The sequence below is a fragment of the Gilliamella sp. Imp1-1 genome (assembly GCF_001690415.1).
In the GTDB taxonomy this organism is placed as follows: domain Bacteria; phylum Pseudomonadota; class Gammaproteobacteria; order Enterobacterales; family Orbaceae; genus Gilliamella; species Gilliamella bombi.
This window is the reverse complement of record NZ_LZHK01000049.1, coordinates 24944-40563: the sequence shown is the minus strand read 5'-3', so window position 1 is coordinate 40563 and position 15620 is coordinate 24944. Positions and strand designations below refer to the sequence as shown.

Here is a 15620-nt window from a genome sequence, read left to right as displayed (position 1 = left end):
ATTTATATCAATATAAATAAAATTATAATTTCTAAAATAGAACACATATTATTAATTAAATACTAATAACGTATCTTTAATTATCAATCTGCGTCTAAGTTATTGCTTAAGGAATAAGTATCATGTTTAAGATTGGATTAGTTTCAGTATCAGATAGAGCATCAAGTGGTATTTACCAAGATGAGGGCATACCATCATTAATATCATGGTTACAAACAGCACTGAAAACACCATTTACAACCGAAAACCATATTATTCCAGATGAGCAAGTTGTTATTGAAAAAACATTATGCGAACTTGTTGATAATCAACATTGCCATTTAATTTTAACTACTGGTGGTACAGGCCCTGCGACTAGAGACGTAACCCCAGATGCAACATTAGCAATCGCTGATCGTGTAATGCCTGGTTACGGCGAACAGATGCGTCAGATCAGTTTACATTTTGTACCAACTGCTATTTTATCTAGGCAAGTTGGTGTTATTCGCAAAAAATGTCTAATCATCAACCTACCTGGAAGGCCAAAATCAATTAAAGAAACACTTGAGGGTGTTAAAGATGATCAAGGTAATGTTATTGTGAGTGGCATATTTGCTAGTATCCCTTATTGTATACAACTACTAGAAGGACCTTATATTGAAACCTATGACCAAATAGTGAAATCTTATAGACCGAAGGATGCTATTAAATCAACACTTTAATTTTATGCTATTTTACGCATAATTATGTATATAATAATTGCTACTGATACATTAAAATTGGTAGTAGTTATTTTGGTTTAAATATCAATTAAACTTTATTATGAGTCTTATAACAACATTTATTAGTAGTAAAGAGTAACAAATTAGAAGCCAAGGAACATTATGAAACAAGCTAATCTCACAAAAACATTTAAAGAGATGCTTCGTCAAGAGAAGTTTAGTTCACAAGTAGAAATCGTACAAGCGTTACAAGAACAAGGATTTGATAACATTAATCAATCAAAAGTTTCACGTATGCTAACAAAATTTGGTGCGGTAAGAACCAGAAATGCAAAATCCGAAATGGTCTATTGTTTACCTGCAGAAATAAGCGTACCAACAACTAGTAGCCCATTGAAAAATTTAGTGATTGATATTGATTTCAATAGTTCAATGGTGGTAATACGTACTAGCCCAGGCGCAGCTCAACTCATTGCTCGATTACTAGACTCAATTGGTAAATCGGAAGGTATTTTAGGTTCAATTGCTGGTGATGATACAATCTTTAGTACACCAACTAAAGATTGTACAGTAAAAAAATTATATCAGACCATTATTGAATTGTTTGAACGAGAGCTATAAATCTTTCAATTTCACTTTATTACAACCAAATAATTTTTAACTTTTAACCTATTGACACAATTAATAAAATCGTTAATCCTATATAGTGCTGATTTCGTAACAGAAGTTGCAAAACGAAGAGGCGCATTACTCAGGTAAGTCATTTTAGGGACTGGAACCACTAATAAATGATCGAGGGGACGTAATGCCGAGGTTTGATTACCCATCCAGAAGTAATTAAATCGACTGCAAGGGCTGAATCCCTTGGGTTGTCACCTTAACAGGTGGAGCGCTTCATGGTTTGTACTTTTTAATTGTAAATAGAACATGCCAGCTCTAACTCTGTTAAAAATAAAAATTTTTAATATGAGGAATCCATGGAAACATCATTTGTAATAGCTAAATTTGGTGGTACTAGTGTTGCCGATTATCTAGCAATGGTTAATAGTGCCAATATTGTAATAGCTAACCCTAACGTAAAGGTTGTTGTATTATCAGCCTCCGCTGGTGTAACAAATTTGTTAGTTGCATTAGCAGAAGGACGTGACGCTGAAGTAAGATCTCAACATATTGCGAAAATTCAATCGATTCAATACAACATTCTAGAACAATTACCTGAAAATCCCAAACTACACGCAGAAATAGACCAAATCATTACCAATATAGCCTCATTGTCAGAAGCGGCAAGCTTAGCAACATCACCTGCGTTAACCGATGAGCTTGTTAGTCACGGTGAAATTATGTCTTCAAAACTGTTTGTCGAAATACTAAAAGAAAAACAGAAAAAAGCCATGTGGTTTGACGTACGAAAAGTTATGCGCACCAACGATAACTTTGGTAAAGCAACACCTAAAATTGAAGATATTAAACAGCTTTGTTGTGCCCATTTAAAGTCATTAGACAATAGTTGTGTCATTGTGACACAAGGATTTATTGGTAGTGAAAGTTCTGGAAAAACCACTACTTTAGGACGAGGTGGAAGTGACTATACAGCAGCTTTATTAGGTGAAGCATTGGGTGCAACTCAAATTGATATTTGGACTGATGTTGCTGGAATTTATACTAACGATCCTCGCATTACTCCAGCAGCTAAACGCATTGATGAAATATCTTTTGCGGAGGCGGCCGAAATGGCAACGTTTGGAGCAAAAGTACTACACCCAGCAACGCTAGTCCCAGCTGTACGTAGCAATATTCCAGTCTTTGTTGGTTCAAGTAAAGAACCACAAGATGGAGGAACTATTGTTTATAGTACTAATAGCATCACATCTAAATTACCTGTCTTCAGAGCATTAGCGTTACGTCGTAAACAAACCTTACTAACTTTAACCAGTTTAAATATGCTACATGCACAAGGCTTTCTTGCAAATGTGTTTACGATATTAGCCAAGTATAACATTTCGGTTGATTTAGTAACTACATCAGAAGTAAGTATTGCACTAACCATCGACACTACTGGTACAAACACCAACGGAAACAGTTTATTAACGAAAGAATTATTTGATGAATTATCAAATGTTTGTCATGTCGATATAGAAGAAGATTTAGCACTCATTGCTATTATTGGTAATAACCTAACCTCAACCAGAGGTATTGCAAAAGAAGTGTTTGGTGTATTAGATGAATTTATTATTAGGCTTTGCTGTTATGGGGCAAGTACACACAATCTTTGCTTATTAGCAAAAAGCAATGATGCCGAATCAATTATCAAAATTCTACATAAAACAATTTTCGAACAATAATATATTAAGGGAGATTAAACCTCCCTTTTAATTACGTTTAGTTATCTTCCTATATTCATCAAGTATATGTCCAGAGTTGGAAACATGGTCAAATACTTTAATTTTAATTAAAAAAAATCATAAGTTAACAAATTACCAACAACATTTACCCACAAAACCATAAATCATTGATTATTAAAAAATTTACCGTCATCTATTATTTTTAATCAATTGATTAAAACTATTACATTGAGCATCAACATCTGTTAGATTTTTTAATTTATTTGAGTAAACTAAAATTAATTTCAATAAAAGAAGGAAATTATCATGGCTATTATAAGTTGGGTTATTTTAGGATTAATTGCCGGCTGGATTGCAAAGTTTTTCATGCCACTAGGGCGTGTAGGGGTTATTAAAACTATTTTATTAGGCATAGCAGGAGCCTTAGTGGGTGGGTATATTAGCACCTTCTTTGGTTGGGGTAGTGTAACTGGATTTAATTTCCCTAGTTTGTTAATTTCAGTACTTGGATCGATTATACTCATTTATATCTATCGCCATTTAAAACAATAAGTTATTTTAATTTAAATTGGCGGGTAAACCGCCAATTTAAATAAGATTAAGGTTTGTATTTATAGTACATCATATTTCTTATCATCAACCTTAAAAACATCTATACAAACTCAACAAATTTAATTCAGTTATATTGTTATACGCATTTTCTCAATTTTGCTTACAAAGTTCTTAATAAGTAATTTCGTCATATCCAGAATTTTGTTATATTATCTAACAAAATCCATCAATTTTACCCTGTAGATTATAATGTTAAAAATATTCAATACATTAACACGAGAAAAAGAAATATTTCACCCAATTACCCCTAATAAAGTTGGACTCTATGTTTGTGGAGTGACAATTTACGATCTTTGTCATATTGGTCACGGACGTACTTTCGTTGCTTTCGATGTTGTCGCACGTTATTTACGTTTTTTAGGTTACGATTTAACTTATGTTCGTAATATTACTGATGTTGATGACAAAATAATTAGACGTGCGTTCGAAAATGGTGAAACCTGTGATCAACTTACAGATAGAATGCTACAAGAAATGTATGCCGATTTTGATGCACTAAATATTCGTCGACCTGATATAGAGCCTCGTGCAACTCATCATATGCCACAAATTATCAAATTAGTTGAAGAGCTTCTCGAAAAAAAACATGCATATATTGCTAATAATGGTGATGTCATGTTTTCGGTAGACAGCGATCCGAATTACGGTATTTTATCTCGCCAAAATTTAGAACAATTACAAGCTGGTGCTCGAGTTGAAGTTGTTGATGTTAAACAAAATCCAATGGATTTTGTATTATGGAAAATGTCAAAACCTAACGAACCAAGTTGGGATTCACCATGGGGTAAAGGTCGCCCTGGTTGGCACATTGAATGTTCAGCAATGAACAGCTATCAATTAGGCAATCACTTTGATATTCACGGTGGCGGTTCAGATTTAATGTTTCCACATCATGAAAACGAAATTACCCAATCAACTTGTGCGCATAACGGTCAATATGTAAATTACTGGATGCACTCAGGTATGGTGATGGTCGACCAAGAAAAAATGTCAAAATCACTCAATAATTTTTTCACTATTCGCGATGTATTAAAGCATTATGATCCTGAAACAGTACGTTATTTTTTACTATCTGGTCATTATCGTAGTCAGTTAAATTATAGTGAAGATAATTTAAAACAAGCAAGAATGGCACTTGAGCGACTATATACAGCCTTGCGAGATACTGATGCGAATCATCCACATACGACACCTGATAGTAATTATTATCGCCAGTTTTGTAACGCAATGGATGATGACTTTAATACACCAGAAGCTTATTCAACGCTTTTTGATCTGGCTCGTGAAATAAACAAAGCCAAAGCCGATAATAATATGCAACTCGCTAATGAATTAGCAGCTGAGTTACGTTATTTATCAGCAGTTCTTGGATTATTAGAACAAGATCCTGTTAAATTTTTACAAGGTGATAAGCAAGATGATGTTGATGTGGCATTAGTTGAAGCATTAATAAAACAACGTAACGAAGCAAGAGCAAGCAAAAATTGGTCTCAGGCCGATGAAGCTCGTGACAAACTAAATGCAATGAATATTGTTCTTGAAGATAGTGCAAATGGCACAACATGGCGCAAAAAAGCTAAAAGCTAACATACTTAGAATTGATATTTTGATTAATAGATAAGATACTACATTAAACAGTATCAACCTTAAAATAGCACCCACAAATCTGTGGGTGTTTCTATTTGTCATCAATGTAAAATTTTATTAATCGAAGTTAAAATGCCACGCAAAATATTTAGTTCCTGTTGTTCAATACGTGCACGTGTAAATAATCGACGCAAACGCCCCATAATTTGTCCTGGATGATTGGCATTAATAAAGCCTGTCTGTAATAAAGTTTGTTCTAAATGCTGGTAAAAGCGCTCTATATCAGCATCTATAGGAAACTCAGTTTCAGCCATATTCTCATTCTCCTTTTCAGATTGCTGATCTTCAAGATTGAGCATTGACATGCGAATTTCATAACACAAAACCTGTACCGACATAGCAAGATTTAAAGAACTATAACTAGGGTTAGCTGGAATTCCAACATGATAATGGCACTTTTGCAATTCTTCATTAGTTAAACCAACACGCTCACGCCCAAATACCAAAGCGACTTGAGTATGGAGATTTGAGGCTTCTTGAATAATCTTATCGCCACACTTTTTGGGAGTTAAATATGGCCACTGTAAACTACGAGAACGCGCACTAGTACCAATCACTAAAGTACAATCAGCAATGGCTTGTTCAAGTGAAGAAAAGATTTGTGCATTTTTTATAATATCACTGGCACCTGCAGCTAACGAAATCGATTGAGAATCAGGCTTTATGATCGGATTAACTAAACAAAGGTTAGTTAATCCCATGGTTTTCATTGCTCTCGCAGCAGAGCCCATATTGCCTGTATGAGATGTTTCAACCAAAACAATCTTCACATTATCTAAATAATTCACATTGTCCCCATTATTAAATAATTACTATAACACAGGATAAACTAAATAATTATTAATACAGTATATATTAAAACCATGGTAAAATCAGTTTCATCTGGTCCACATGTTATGCAATATTTAGTCAATGAAATCTATTTTAAAATTAAACTAATAAAAATCAGGCAAAAACAAAAATCTTATTAAAGAGACTAAAATAATTTGCCAATATAGTAACAACATTAAAATTAACTTTGTTGATAAAAAAGAGGAGGTCAATTATGAGTTTAAGTATTACCAGTAAACAAATGGATGTTACCCCTGCAATTCGTAGCTACCTAGAAGATAAGTTTTCGAAGTTAGATAAATGGAGAGCACTGCTAATCAACCCTCATTTTATTTTATCTAAAGAACCAGATGGATTTATTGTTGATGCAACAATTGCCACCAAAGGAACCTCATTAGTTGCTTCTGCCAAACATATTGATATGTATGCTGCAATAAATGACCTTATTGATAAGCTTGAAAAACAACTTAATAAGCTACAACACAAAAACGAATCTCGACGTACAGTTAACAGCATAAAAGACGCAGTATTAGAAGAAGAAATTTAATTTGTCAATTTTCTTGATTGAATAAAAAGGCACTTTGATGGTGCCTTTATTTTTTTGCTTGTTATAATATAAACTATCTTTTTTTAAATAATTAATAAAAAATGGCTACAAATCCTTTATTATCTTTGCGAGATAAAATTAATAAATTAGATAAAGCATTGTTAGAGCTTATTGCCCAGAGGCGCCAACTTTCAACACAAGTAATTCATACAAAAATTGAAGCAAATATTCCTGTGCGTGATATTGATCGTGAGCGTTCACTTATCAGAACTTTAATCAATGAAGGCAAAGACTATCATCTTGATGATATTTTCATTAAACGCTTATATCAATTAATTATTGAAGATTCTGTACTATTACAACAAAAAATCTTGCAAGAAAAACTTAATCTCAGCACAATCACCACAGCCAAAGTTGCCTTTTTAGGCCCCAAAGGATCTTATTCGCATTCTGCTGCGCGCCGCTATGCTAGCGCTCACTTAGATGAAATGATTGAATTAAGCTGTTCAACCTTTAAAGAGATTTTTGAACAAGTCGAAAATGGTGCCGTAGATTATGGAATCTTACCAATAGAAAATTCAAGTTCTGGCTCAATTAATGAAGTTTATGATTTATTGCAAAAAACTAATCTACATATTATTGGTGAGCTCTTCTTACCTATTGATCATTGTGTTCTTGCTATACAAAATTCACAGCTAGAGCAAATCGATACTATTTATAGCCATCCACAACCATTCCAGCAATGTAGTAACTTCTTAGAGAACTATCCTCATTGGAAAATCATATACTGTGATAGTACTTCATCAGCAATGGAAACTGTAACTAAATTGAATCAACCTAATGTTGCAGCTATGGGTAATAAAGATGGTGGTGAATTATATGGGCTACAAGTCCTTGAACGTAATTTTGCTAATCAAAAAGAAAACATTACTCGTTTTATTGTGTTAGCTCGTCAGCCAATAGAAGTATCTGCTCAAATCCCGGCTAAAACCACAATTCTTATGAAAACAGGTCAGCAAGCTGGTGCTTTAGTTGATGCGCTATCGGTATTACGTAACCATAACATTGTTATGACTAAACTTGAATCACGCCCAATTCATGGTACGCCTTGGGAAGAGATGTTTTATATTGATTTGCAAGGTAACATTCATTCTTATGAAATGCAAACAGCTCTCAAAGAATTGGCATCAATGACTTTATATACTAAGGTACTAGGGTGCTATCCTAGTGATTCTATTGTTGCTGCAATGTAATAACTATGACAATACAACACTTTTCACAAACTGTCCTGACGTGGTATGAACAATATGGCAGAAAATCGCTACCATGGCAGGTCGAAAAAAGCTCTTATCATGTTTGGTTGTCTGAAGTGATGCTACAGCAAACCCAAGTTGCAACAGTTATTCCTTACTTTAATCGTTTTATTGAGCATTTCCCACAAATAACAGATTTAGCAAAAGCGCCAATTGATGATGTATTGCATCTTTGGACAGGACTTGGTTATTATGCAAGAGCACGTAATTTACATAACGCTGCACAATTAATTGTTAATAAATTTAATGGTATGTTCCCTACAAAGTTCAATGATGTCATTGCACTTCCAGGTATAGGACGCTCAACAGCTGGAGCAATTTTATCTCTTGCACAAAATCAACATTACCCAATTTTAGATGGAAATGTAAAACGCGTTTTAACCCGATATTTTGCTGTTGAAGGTTGGCCTGGTATTAAAACTGTCGAAAATAAACTTTGGCAATTAAGTGAACAAGTCACACCAAAACATAAGGTAGCAAAATTTAATCAAGCTATGATGGATATTGGGGCGATGGTTTGTACACGCACTAAACCTAAATGCTCCTTATGCCCATTGCAAAACCATTGTATAGCATATAAAACTGAAAGCTGGCAACTCTATCCCACAAAAAAAACTAAAAATGCCATTCCCCAAAAGACAGCCTATTTTTTAATGCTAGAATATGATCATACAATTTGGCTTGAAAAAAGGCCTCCGTCTGGTATTTGGGGAGGATTATATTGTTTTCCTCAATTTTCAAGTAAACAAGCAATAACTGGCTGGTTAAAAAAACAAGGTATCGAAACAACAGCACCAAAGCAACTTGTTGCATTTCGCCACACATTTAGTCATTTTCACTTAGATATTTTTCCTATTTATTGTGTCATTACCAAGTATACAAAATGTTTTAATGAACATAGTGGCTATTGGTATAAACTAAAATCTAACAACGCAAAAATAGGTCTTGCTACCCCTGTTTATAACTTATTAAAACAAACAGTTTAATCACGATTTATTATCAATATTGGTGCACTTTTTAGTGCATCATTATTATTCTTGTTTAACTATAATTTGCTAAGCGCATTAGATCATGCGGCTTTAGTTCAGTTCAGTTTACTTATTTTATGGTTGGATTGTTATTTCTGGAATAGATTCTTAATCTATTAAGTATCATAATTGATTTTTATACTGAAACACATACTTACCTGAAAGTTTTTGACAGACACAATAATAACTAGATATAAGTTTAAATTAAATATGCATAGCATATTTAATCAGTTGCTTTTTTAATAGCTGACTATTATCAATAACATTCATACCAATTGTTCTTAACGTCTTTTTCAACAAATTATCACCATTAAACATATCTTGAATAGTTTGCATGGCCGTGAGCATAACTAACGCATCTTTGCGACGATTAAACTCAAATGATTTTAAATTTTTTACAAGCCCAATATCTTTATTAGTTTCGATTAATTGTTTAATGGTTGAAACTAATAAAGCAGAATCTTGAAAACCTAAATTTACCCCTTGTCCTGCTAAAGGGTGAATAGTATGAGCAGCATCGCCAATAAGTACTAACCGATGCTTAATAAATTGTTTAGCAAACCGCGCTTTTAATGGGAATACCATTCTAGGGTTAATTAACTGGCATTTACCAACTTTATCACCAGTCAACCGAAATAATTCGTTCGAAAATTCTGATTCAGAAAGTGAAGTTAAAGTAGACGCATTATCTGGTTTTGTCGACCAAACTAAACAACTTTTATTTACATTCCAAAGAGGAAGAAAAGCAATAATTCCATTGGGATAAAACACTTGTCTAGCACAGGATTGATGAGGATATTCAGTTTGAACAGTTGTAATCACAGCATGATGAAGATAATCACGCTCAAGAACAGAAATATTTTCACTCCTACGCACCCAAGAATGAGCACCATCAGCCCCTATCATTAATTTAGCTTGTAAAACAGCTTTATTTGCAAGTGTCAAAAAGACAAAATCATCATTAAATGTACAATCAACTGCTTCATGGCTATAAATTTTAATATTCGAACAGTTTAAGGCAAACTGGTAAAGATAATGAGAAATGACATTATTTTCAATTATGTATCCAAGATTAGAATAACCGTAATCTTTGGCTTGGGCAGACAAATGAGCTTGACCATTTTTTTCCCATACACCTATCTCAGTAAATTCCTGTACACGCTTGCTATTGCATAAATCATCCCATATACCAATTTTTGAAAAGTAGCGCTGGCTAGCGCCATTAATAGCAGAAGCTCTAATACTTATTTCAGCATGAGGCAAGAATTCATGCTGACAAAGTTTAGTATCTATAATCGCAATGTTTAAATCACATTGGCTAAGTGCACAAGCAGTGGCTAAACCAACTAATCCACCACCAACAATTACTACGTCAAATTGTAAATTCATACTAAATAAATGCAACTATTTATTATCATCTAACTTATTATCACTTTTTGATTCAACTTCGTCATCATTCATCGCTTTTTTAAAGCCTTTCAACGCTAAACCAAGATCCGAACCTAAATTACGTAACTTCTTAGTGCCAAATAATAAAATCACCACGGCAAGAAACACTAAAAGATGTGGAATGCTAAAAGACATAATCAAATCCTCTCAATAAATACAACGCTCTGTTAGGATAAGCTTTAAAACAGATTCTATAGGAAACTGATTATACTCTTTTTGTGAAGGGATTTCATGAATAGTTCAAAAATAAAAAAAGACCTGTATAAAACTATACAGGCCAACATGAAATATAAGGAATATAAGGAAAGAAAACAATGAAAAATCCTTACCCTGCTTATTATCCATTTTTTTTCGCTTTCGTCAACGTTTTTATTTATTTTTTCAATTTAAATTATTTCTACATAAAAAATATAAATCAAATAAAATCATAATAATATAAAAAAGCCACCATTAAGATACCTTTGATAAATATCAAATAAACAATAAAAAAACTTTAATTAACACAGCAATAAATATTTTTACACAAAAATACACATTCTCGAGCAGAAAAAACAATAAATAACTTTTTTTTCCCAAAAAAATCAACAGTCATAAAAAAAATGAAAAAACAAGATAAAAAAACAAGATATAAAATAAAAAAACAAATTAGCATAGGAATAAAGCAAAACTAATAGATTTTCAATGTTATTAACGTATACAAAAACACAAAAAATACATTATAATTAATAAACTTATGCAAGAAATAATGGTTCAAAGATGAATACAATTAAAAATAATAATATTAAAACTTTTAAAGATAGACTATATAGCTCAATGCAAGGGTTATCTGTATCAGCCTTCGCTAAAAAATGTGATATGTCAGAAACAGTAATCCGAGATTATTTATCAGGTAAAACATATCCATCACTTACACGTTTAGAAGTCATTGCTGAAAAATGTAATGTTTCCTTTAATTGGCTTGCCACTGGACATAAATTAGAAGTATTAGATCCTAAAGACAGTGAAGAAGTCTATAACGAAAATATTTATCGTATCCCTGTATATAAAAAACAGTTACCAACAAAAGAAGAAGCACAAAAAGAGCGTTTTGTTAGAGAAACGCCTCCAGTAATGAATTATCCTATTGTTGAAGGTTGGGTTAAGCATCGAGGTTTGGATGCTAAAAAATTAATTATATACTGGGCTAAAGGCGATTTAATGTCGCCAGAAATCAAAAATAATAACGGATTAATTCTTAATACAGAAATAAATGAGATTATTGATGGTGCAATCTATTTAATTGAATATGAAGATATTACCTTTTTGAGAAAGATTCGTTTAACTCTCAATGGATGGCTGTTAATCTGCAATAATAGCCAATATCCGACTATTGAAGTACCTAAAGTAGACTTTCATAAATATCATATTGTTGGACGCGTTGTACTTATTATAAAAGATATATTTTAAGACCATTAGTATAGTAGCTATATATTGACGTTCAAGATATAATCATAATATGAGGAAATATAAAACATCATATTTCCTCATCAGCTTTTTAATATTTATAATATTATAAATCGCAGATATATCTAAAATTTCATGTAACAATTTAATACATATATAATTTACATATATTTGCGCTATCCTCGTTTTTTAATATCATTGATTGTATTATCAATGGAAAACTCTATTATTTGTCAGGCCTAATATGTATCGATTTTTTGAAAAATTAGTATCACCTTATCCAAAAGTTGAATATGAATGTATGCCTAAAAATTTTTTTAATTTCATATGGCAATCAACTAAAGGAACTCGCTTATTTCTACTATTATTAATTATTCTTAGTGCATTCGCTGGCGCTTTTGAAGCCTTTTTATATGCAGCTCTTGGTAGGGTTATTGATTGGCTTGCAGCTGTTGAACCTAGCAAATTTTGGCAACAAGAAAAAACAACATTAGTAATATTAGCCTTAATCATCATAGCAAGTACAATTATTATTGGATTACAAACTATTATAAAACATCAATGCCTGGCTGGTAATTTTCCAATGAGAATGCGCTGGAACCTTCATCGGTTGGTACTCAATCAAAGTATGCGTTTTTTCCAAGATGAATTTGCCGGTAGAATATCAGCCAAAGTCATGCAAACAGCGCTTGCAGTTCGTGATACTTGTTTTTTAGTGACGGAGATTTTTATCTATGTCTTTATTTCGTTTATTACTATGGCAACAATCATCGGGCAATTAGATCTTTGGCTATTAATTCCATTTATAGGCTGGTGTCTAATTTATGGTATTGCTATGTATTATTTTATTCCTCGTCTAAGTAAAATTGCTAGTTTGCAGGCTGATGCTCGTTCTACGATGACAGGACGAGTAACCGATGCCTATACCAACATCATGACAGTAAAACTTTTTTCTCATGCTGGCAATGAAGCAAAATATGCTAAAGAATCAATGGATGAATTTTTAGTCACTGTCAATCAACAAATGCGCTTAGTCAGTAGCTTTGAAATTGTTAATCATTTAATGTCTATTTTGTTGATACTAAGCACGACAGGTATTGCCTTATGGCTATGGAGCAATCAATTAATTGGTGTTGGTGCAATTGCAACAACAACCGCTGTAGCGCTTCGATTAAACGGTTTTTCACATTGGATCATGTGGGAATTGGCAGCTTTATTTGAGAATATTGGCATAGTTAAAGATGGGATTAATACTTTTTCAGCCACTAAAACAGTTATTGATCAACCTAATGCAACATCACTTCATGTTACCCAAGGGAAAATCGAATTTAAGCACATCCATTTTGCTTATGATAAAAAACAACACAACTCAATTATTGAAGATTTAAATTTAACAATCAAACCTGGTGAAAAGATTGGTTTGGTCGGTCGTTCTGGAGCTGGAAAATCAACGCTTATTAATTTATTACTTCGTTTTTACGATTTACAAAGTGGTAATATTTTTATTGATGGTCAAGATATTACTGCCGTTAATCAAGAAAACTTACGTTCTAAAATCGGTATGGTGACACAAGATACTTCGTTATTGCATCGCTCAGTACGAGAAAACTTACTTTACGGTAACAAAAATGCTTCTGAAGAGGAAATGATAGAAGCAGCCAAAAAGACTCATGCAGATAAATTTATTCAAACACTCGTTGATACAAGAGGTAAAACAGGATACGACGCATTTGTTGGTGAACGGGGCATCAAATTATCAGGAGGACAAAGGCAACGTATTGCCATTGCTCGCGTCATTTTAAAAAATGCCCCTATTTTATTATTAGATGAAGCAACAAGTGCATTAGACTCTGAAATTGAGCAAGCAATTCAAGAAAGTCTATACACTTTAATGGAAGGCAAAACCGTTATTGCTATTGCCCATCGATTATCTACAATTGCGGCAATGGATAGACTAATCGTACTTGATCAAGGTAAAATCATCGAACAAGGAACCCATCAAGAGTTATTAAACAAGAATGGTTTATACGCACAGCTTTGGAAACATCAGAGCTGTGGTTTTTTAGCCGATAACATTTAATTTACAAAGAAGGGCAGGACTTATACTAAATATAAAATATATGTGTCCTGACTACACTTTATTAATTAATAAAATTTTTATAGAATTCCGATTCAAATCGCATGACTGCACTATTTTTGGGTTCTCCTTTATTATCAGCTTGGTATCCTGATAATAGCTGCACAAATGCAACATATTCCCCTTCAGACTTTTGGATAAATCCAGCTAAGTTATAGCAACCTTGAATATAACCTGTTTTGGCTCGTATTGTTTCTTTAAAAGGTGCTTGATTAAGACTTTTTCGATTCTGCAAAGTACCATCAACTCCAGCAATTGGTAACATTTCAATAATTCTTAATTTTGTATTATTAGCTGCAATATATTGTAGAATTTCCATTAACTTATCGGCGCTAACCAAGTTTAATCTAGATAATCCAGAACCATCAGCAATAACTAAATTTTCTAGATTTATACCCGCTTTTTTACGTAAAATTTGCTTAACAGCATCACCGCCATTACGCCATGTACCTTGAACATTATAATAATGGGCACCTAAAGTCCTAAATATAGCATCTGCATACAAATTATTTGATTTTTTAAGCATAACTGTCAACAATTCAGAAAGTTGAGCTGATTGGCTAGAGGCTAATAATGACAACTGAGCATTAGTCCTTTGATTACGTTCAATAATAGTTCCTGTATACGTTATTTTTTTTTGTTTAAGCTCATTTTTTAAAATTTTCGAAAAATATTCAATACTATCAATTACTGCAAATTTTAACGGTATTTTATCTGAACTTACAGCAATGCATCCTGATAAATGGTAATGGTTTTTATCTGAGTAGTTTACATCTAATTCACAATATTTATCATTTAAATCCTTACTATTAGCAGCAATAGTTCTGACATCACCAGTAAGAATAATAGGAGTATTGGAAGATACCGAAACAGAGGCTTTGGAACCGACCTTACCCGGAATAATGGTTGCATTAAAACAGTTATTATCAATAATAGCTGCAGATGGCGGAGCACTATAACATGCAGTTAAGTTATTCCAGGACCAGCCCGATGCTTTATCATGACTTGTAAAGATTGAAGTATCCAAAATCACATTTCCTGAAATTTTCTCAATGCCTTTTTGGCTCAGTGTTGCAATCATACTTTTTAATCGATCACGAGTAAAAGTTGGATCTCCACTTAATTGAATAATAAGATCACCATTTAACTGTTTATTACTTATTGAACCATTGGTTTGTATACGAGTTATAAAACGGAAATCATTACCCAGTTCAAGCTGAGCAGCTAACGCAGTTATCACTTTTTGAGTGCTTGCTGGTTGTTTGAATTGATTACTTTTATATTTTGCTAATGTTTTAGGATTACGCCCAACAGATTGAACCAGAATGGATAAATCACTTCCTTTAGGTAAAGAAGATATATATGGCTCTACTGGTTGTGCATATAATAACCCCGAAATAAAAGGAAGAAGAGTGAGAATAATTATCCTAAATTTTGTCATAAATACTGGCTCAAAATATTATTAAATTAAAACAGTTAAATAAGAATTGCAAATATAACTTTTTTTGATTTAGCTAGCAATATATACTCTATCACTTTTATAATTATATATTACGGTTAAATTAGATAA

Annotated in this window: 14 protein-coding genes and 1 riboswitch; of the genes, 10 read left to right on the top strand and 4 right to left on the bottom strand. The window is 32.7% G+C overall.

Annotation, left to right across the window (positions count from 1 at the left end; all coding sequences use genetic code 11):
• Window positions 1-122 precede the first annotated feature (122 nt).
• From mog to cysS, 5 genes are all read left to right on the top strand, one after another.
• Complete coding sequence (gene mog / locus A9G38_RS04870) at window positions 123-701, top strand: molybdopterin adenylyltransferase (protein ID WP_034909709.1); 579 nt, start codon at window positions 123-125, stop codon at window positions 699-701.
• Window positions 702-863: 162 nt separating this feature from the next.
• Window positions 864-1322 (top strand): transcriptional regulator ArgR, encoded by a 459-nt coding sequence (gene argR / locus A9G38_RS04865; RefSeq protein ID WP_034909711.1) that lies wholly within the window; start codon window positions 864-866, stop codon window positions 1320-1322.
• A 108-nt stretch (window positions 1323-1430) separates the two neighbouring features.
• Window positions 1431-1604, top strand: a riboswitch (Lysine riboswitch).
• Window positions 1605-1678: 74 nt separating this feature from the next.
• The gene (gene lysC, locus A9G38_RS04860) at window positions 1679-3043 is read left to right on the top strand and encodes a lysine-sensitive aspartokinase 3 (protein ID WP_034909713.1); all 1365 of its coding nucleotides are present in this window, start codon (window positions 1679-1681) and stop codon (window positions 3041-3043) included.
• A 306-nt stretch (window positions 3044-3349) separates the two neighbouring features.
• On the top strand, window positions 3350-3595 hold the full coding sequence (locus A9G38_RS04855) for a GlsB/YeaQ/YmgE family stress response membrane protein (protein WP_034909715.1): 246 nt from the start codon (window positions 3350-3352) through the stop codon (window positions 3593-3595).
• A 249-nt stretch (window positions 3596-3844) separates the two neighbouring features.
• Window positions 3845-5242, top strand: coding sequence for a cysteine--tRNA ligase (gene cysS / locus A9G38_RS04850; protein WP_034909717.1), 1398 nt, complete (start codon window positions 3845-3847; stop codon window positions 5240-5242).
• 101 nt (window positions 5243-5343) lie between these two features.
• Here cysS and trmJ read toward each other — a convergent pair whose 3' ends face one another.
• Window positions 5344-6033, bottom strand: coding sequence for a tRNA (cytosine(32)/uridine(32)-2'-O)-methyltransferase TrmJ (trmJ, locus tag A9G38_RS04845; RefSeq protein WP_051634114.1), 690 nt, complete (start codon window positions 6031-6033; stop codon window positions 5344-5346).
• 314 nt (window positions 6034-6347) lie between these two features.
• On the opposite strand from trmJ, the gene raiA reads away from it, so the two are divergent.
• The 3 genes from raiA to mutY all read left to right on the top strand — a co-directional run bounded on the left by raiA (window position 6348) and on the right by mutY (window position 8979).
• Window positions 6348-6680 (top strand): ribosome-associated translation inhibitor RaiA, encoded by a 333-nt coding sequence (raiA, locus tag A9G38_RS04840; protein ID WP_034909721.1) that lies wholly within the window; start codon window positions 6348-6350, stop codon window positions 6678-6680.
• Between the two features lie 101 nt (window positions 6681-6781).
• The gene (gene pheA / locus A9G38_RS04835; protein ID WP_034909723.1) at window positions 6782-7933 is read left to right on the top strand and encodes a bifunctional chorismate mutase/prephenate dehydratase; all 1152 of its coding nucleotides are present in this window, start codon (window positions 6782-6784) and stop codon (window positions 7931-7933) included.
• Window positions 7934-7938: 5 nt separating this feature from the next.
• On the top strand, window positions 7939-8979 hold the full coding sequence (gene mutY, locus A9G38_RS04830; RefSeq protein WP_034909724.1) for an A/G-specific adenine glycosylase: 1041 nt from the start codon (window positions 7939-7941) through the stop codon (window positions 8977-8979).
• 246 nt (window positions 8980-9225) lie between these two features.
• On the opposite strand, the gene A9G38_RS04825 is transcribed toward mutY, so the two are convergent.
• Together A9G38_RS04825 and A9G38_RS04820 are read right to left on the bottom strand one after the other, a co-directional pair.
• Entirely contained in the window at window positions 9226-10410 is a 1185-nt protein-coding gene (locus A9G38_RS04825) for an FAD-dependent monooxygenase (RefSeq protein WP_034909725.1), read from the bottom strand.
• A 15-nt stretch (window positions 10411-10425) separates the two neighbouring features.
• On the bottom strand, window positions 10426-10605 hold the full coding sequence (locus A9G38_RS04820) for a Sec-independent protein translocase subunit TatA (protein WP_034909727.1): 180 nt from the start codon (window positions 10603-10605) through the stop codon (window positions 10426-10428).
• A 621-nt stretch (window positions 10606-11226) separates the two neighbouring features.
• On the opposite strand from A9G38_RS04820, the gene A9G38_RS04815 reads away from it, so the two are divergent.
• A complete protein-coding gene (locus A9G38_RS04815) occupies window positions 11227-11916 on the top strand; it encodes a LexA family transcriptional regulator (protein WP_034909729.1) in 690 nt (229 codons plus the stop codon).
• 241 nt (window positions 11917-12157) lie between these two features.
• Window positions 12158-13993 carry an ABC transporter ATP-binding protein gene (locus A9G38_RS04810; RefSeq protein ID WP_034909730.1) on the top strand — a complete coding sequence of 612 codons (1836 nt, stop codon included), beginning with the start codon at window positions 12158-12160 and terminating at the stop codon, window positions 13991-13993.
• Window positions 13994-14054: 61 nt separating this feature from the next.
• Here the strand turns inward: A9G38_RS04810 and dacB are convergent, their stop codons facing one another.
• Window positions 14055-15491 (bottom strand): serine-type D-Ala-D-Ala carboxypeptidase, encoded by a 1437-nt coding sequence (gene dacB / locus A9G38_RS04805; protein ID WP_034909731.1) that lies wholly within the window; start codon window positions 15489-15491, stop codon window positions 14055-14057.
• Between the last annotated feature and the right edge of the window lie 129 nt (window positions 15492-15620).

What these genes read in the sequence shown, in the direction of transcription:
- cysS (WP_034909717.1), top strand. Translation starts at nt 3,845, where the DNA reads ATGTTAAAAATATTCAATACATTAACACGAGAAAAAGAAATATTTCAC.
- trmJ (WP_051634114.1), bottom strand. Translation starts at nt 6,033, where the DNA reads ATGGGCTCTGCTGCGAGAGCAATGAAAACCATGGGATTAACTAACCTT.
- lysC (WP_034909713.1), top strand. Translation starts at nt 1,679, where the DNA reads ATGGAAACATCATTTGTAATAGCTAAATTTGGTGGTACTAGTGTTGCC.
- A9G38_RS04855 (WP_034909715.1), top strand. Translation starts at nt 3,350, where the DNA reads ATGGCTATTATAAGTTGGGTTATTTTAGGATTAATTGCCGGCTGGATT.
- mog (WP_034909709.1), top strand. Translation starts at nt 123, where the DNA reads ATGTTTAAGATTGGATTAGTTTCAGTATCAGATAGAGCATCAAGTGGT.
- A9G38_RS04820 (WP_034909727.1), bottom strand. Translation starts at nt 10,605, where the DNA reads ATGTCTTTTAGCATTCCACATCTTTTAGTGTTTCTTGCCGTGGTGATT.
- argR (WP_034909711.1), top strand. Translation starts at nt 864, where the DNA reads ATGAAACAAGCTAATCTCACAAAAACATTTAAAGAGATGCTTCGTCAA.
- mutY (WP_034909724.1), top strand. Translation starts at nt 7,939, where the DNA reads ATGACAATACAACACTTTTCACAAACTGTCCTGACGTGGTATGAACAA.
- A9G38_RS04810 (WP_034909730.1), top strand. Translation starts at nt 12,158, where the DNA reads ATGTATCGATTTTTTGAAAAATTAGTATCACCTTATCCAAAAGTTGAA.
- pheA (WP_034909723.1), top strand. Translation starts at nt 6,782, where the DNA reads ATGGCTACAAATCCTTTATTATCTTTGCGAGATAAAATTAATAAATTA.
- dacB (WP_034909731.1), bottom strand. Translation starts at nt 15,491, where the DNA reads ATGACAAAATTTAGGATAATTATTCTCACTCTTCTTCCTTTTATTTCG.
- raiA (WP_034909721.1), top strand. Translation starts at nt 6,348, where the DNA reads ATGAGTTTAAGTATTACCAGTAAACAAATGGATGTTACCCCTGCAATT.
- A9G38_RS04815 (WP_034909729.1), top strand. Translation starts at nt 11,227, where the DNA reads ATGAATACAATTAAAAATAATAATATTAAAACTTTTAAAGATAGACTA.
- A9G38_RS04825 (WP_034909725.1), bottom strand. Translation starts at nt 10,410, where the DNA reads ATGAATTTACAATTTGACGTAGTAATTGTTGGTGGTGGATTAGTTGGT.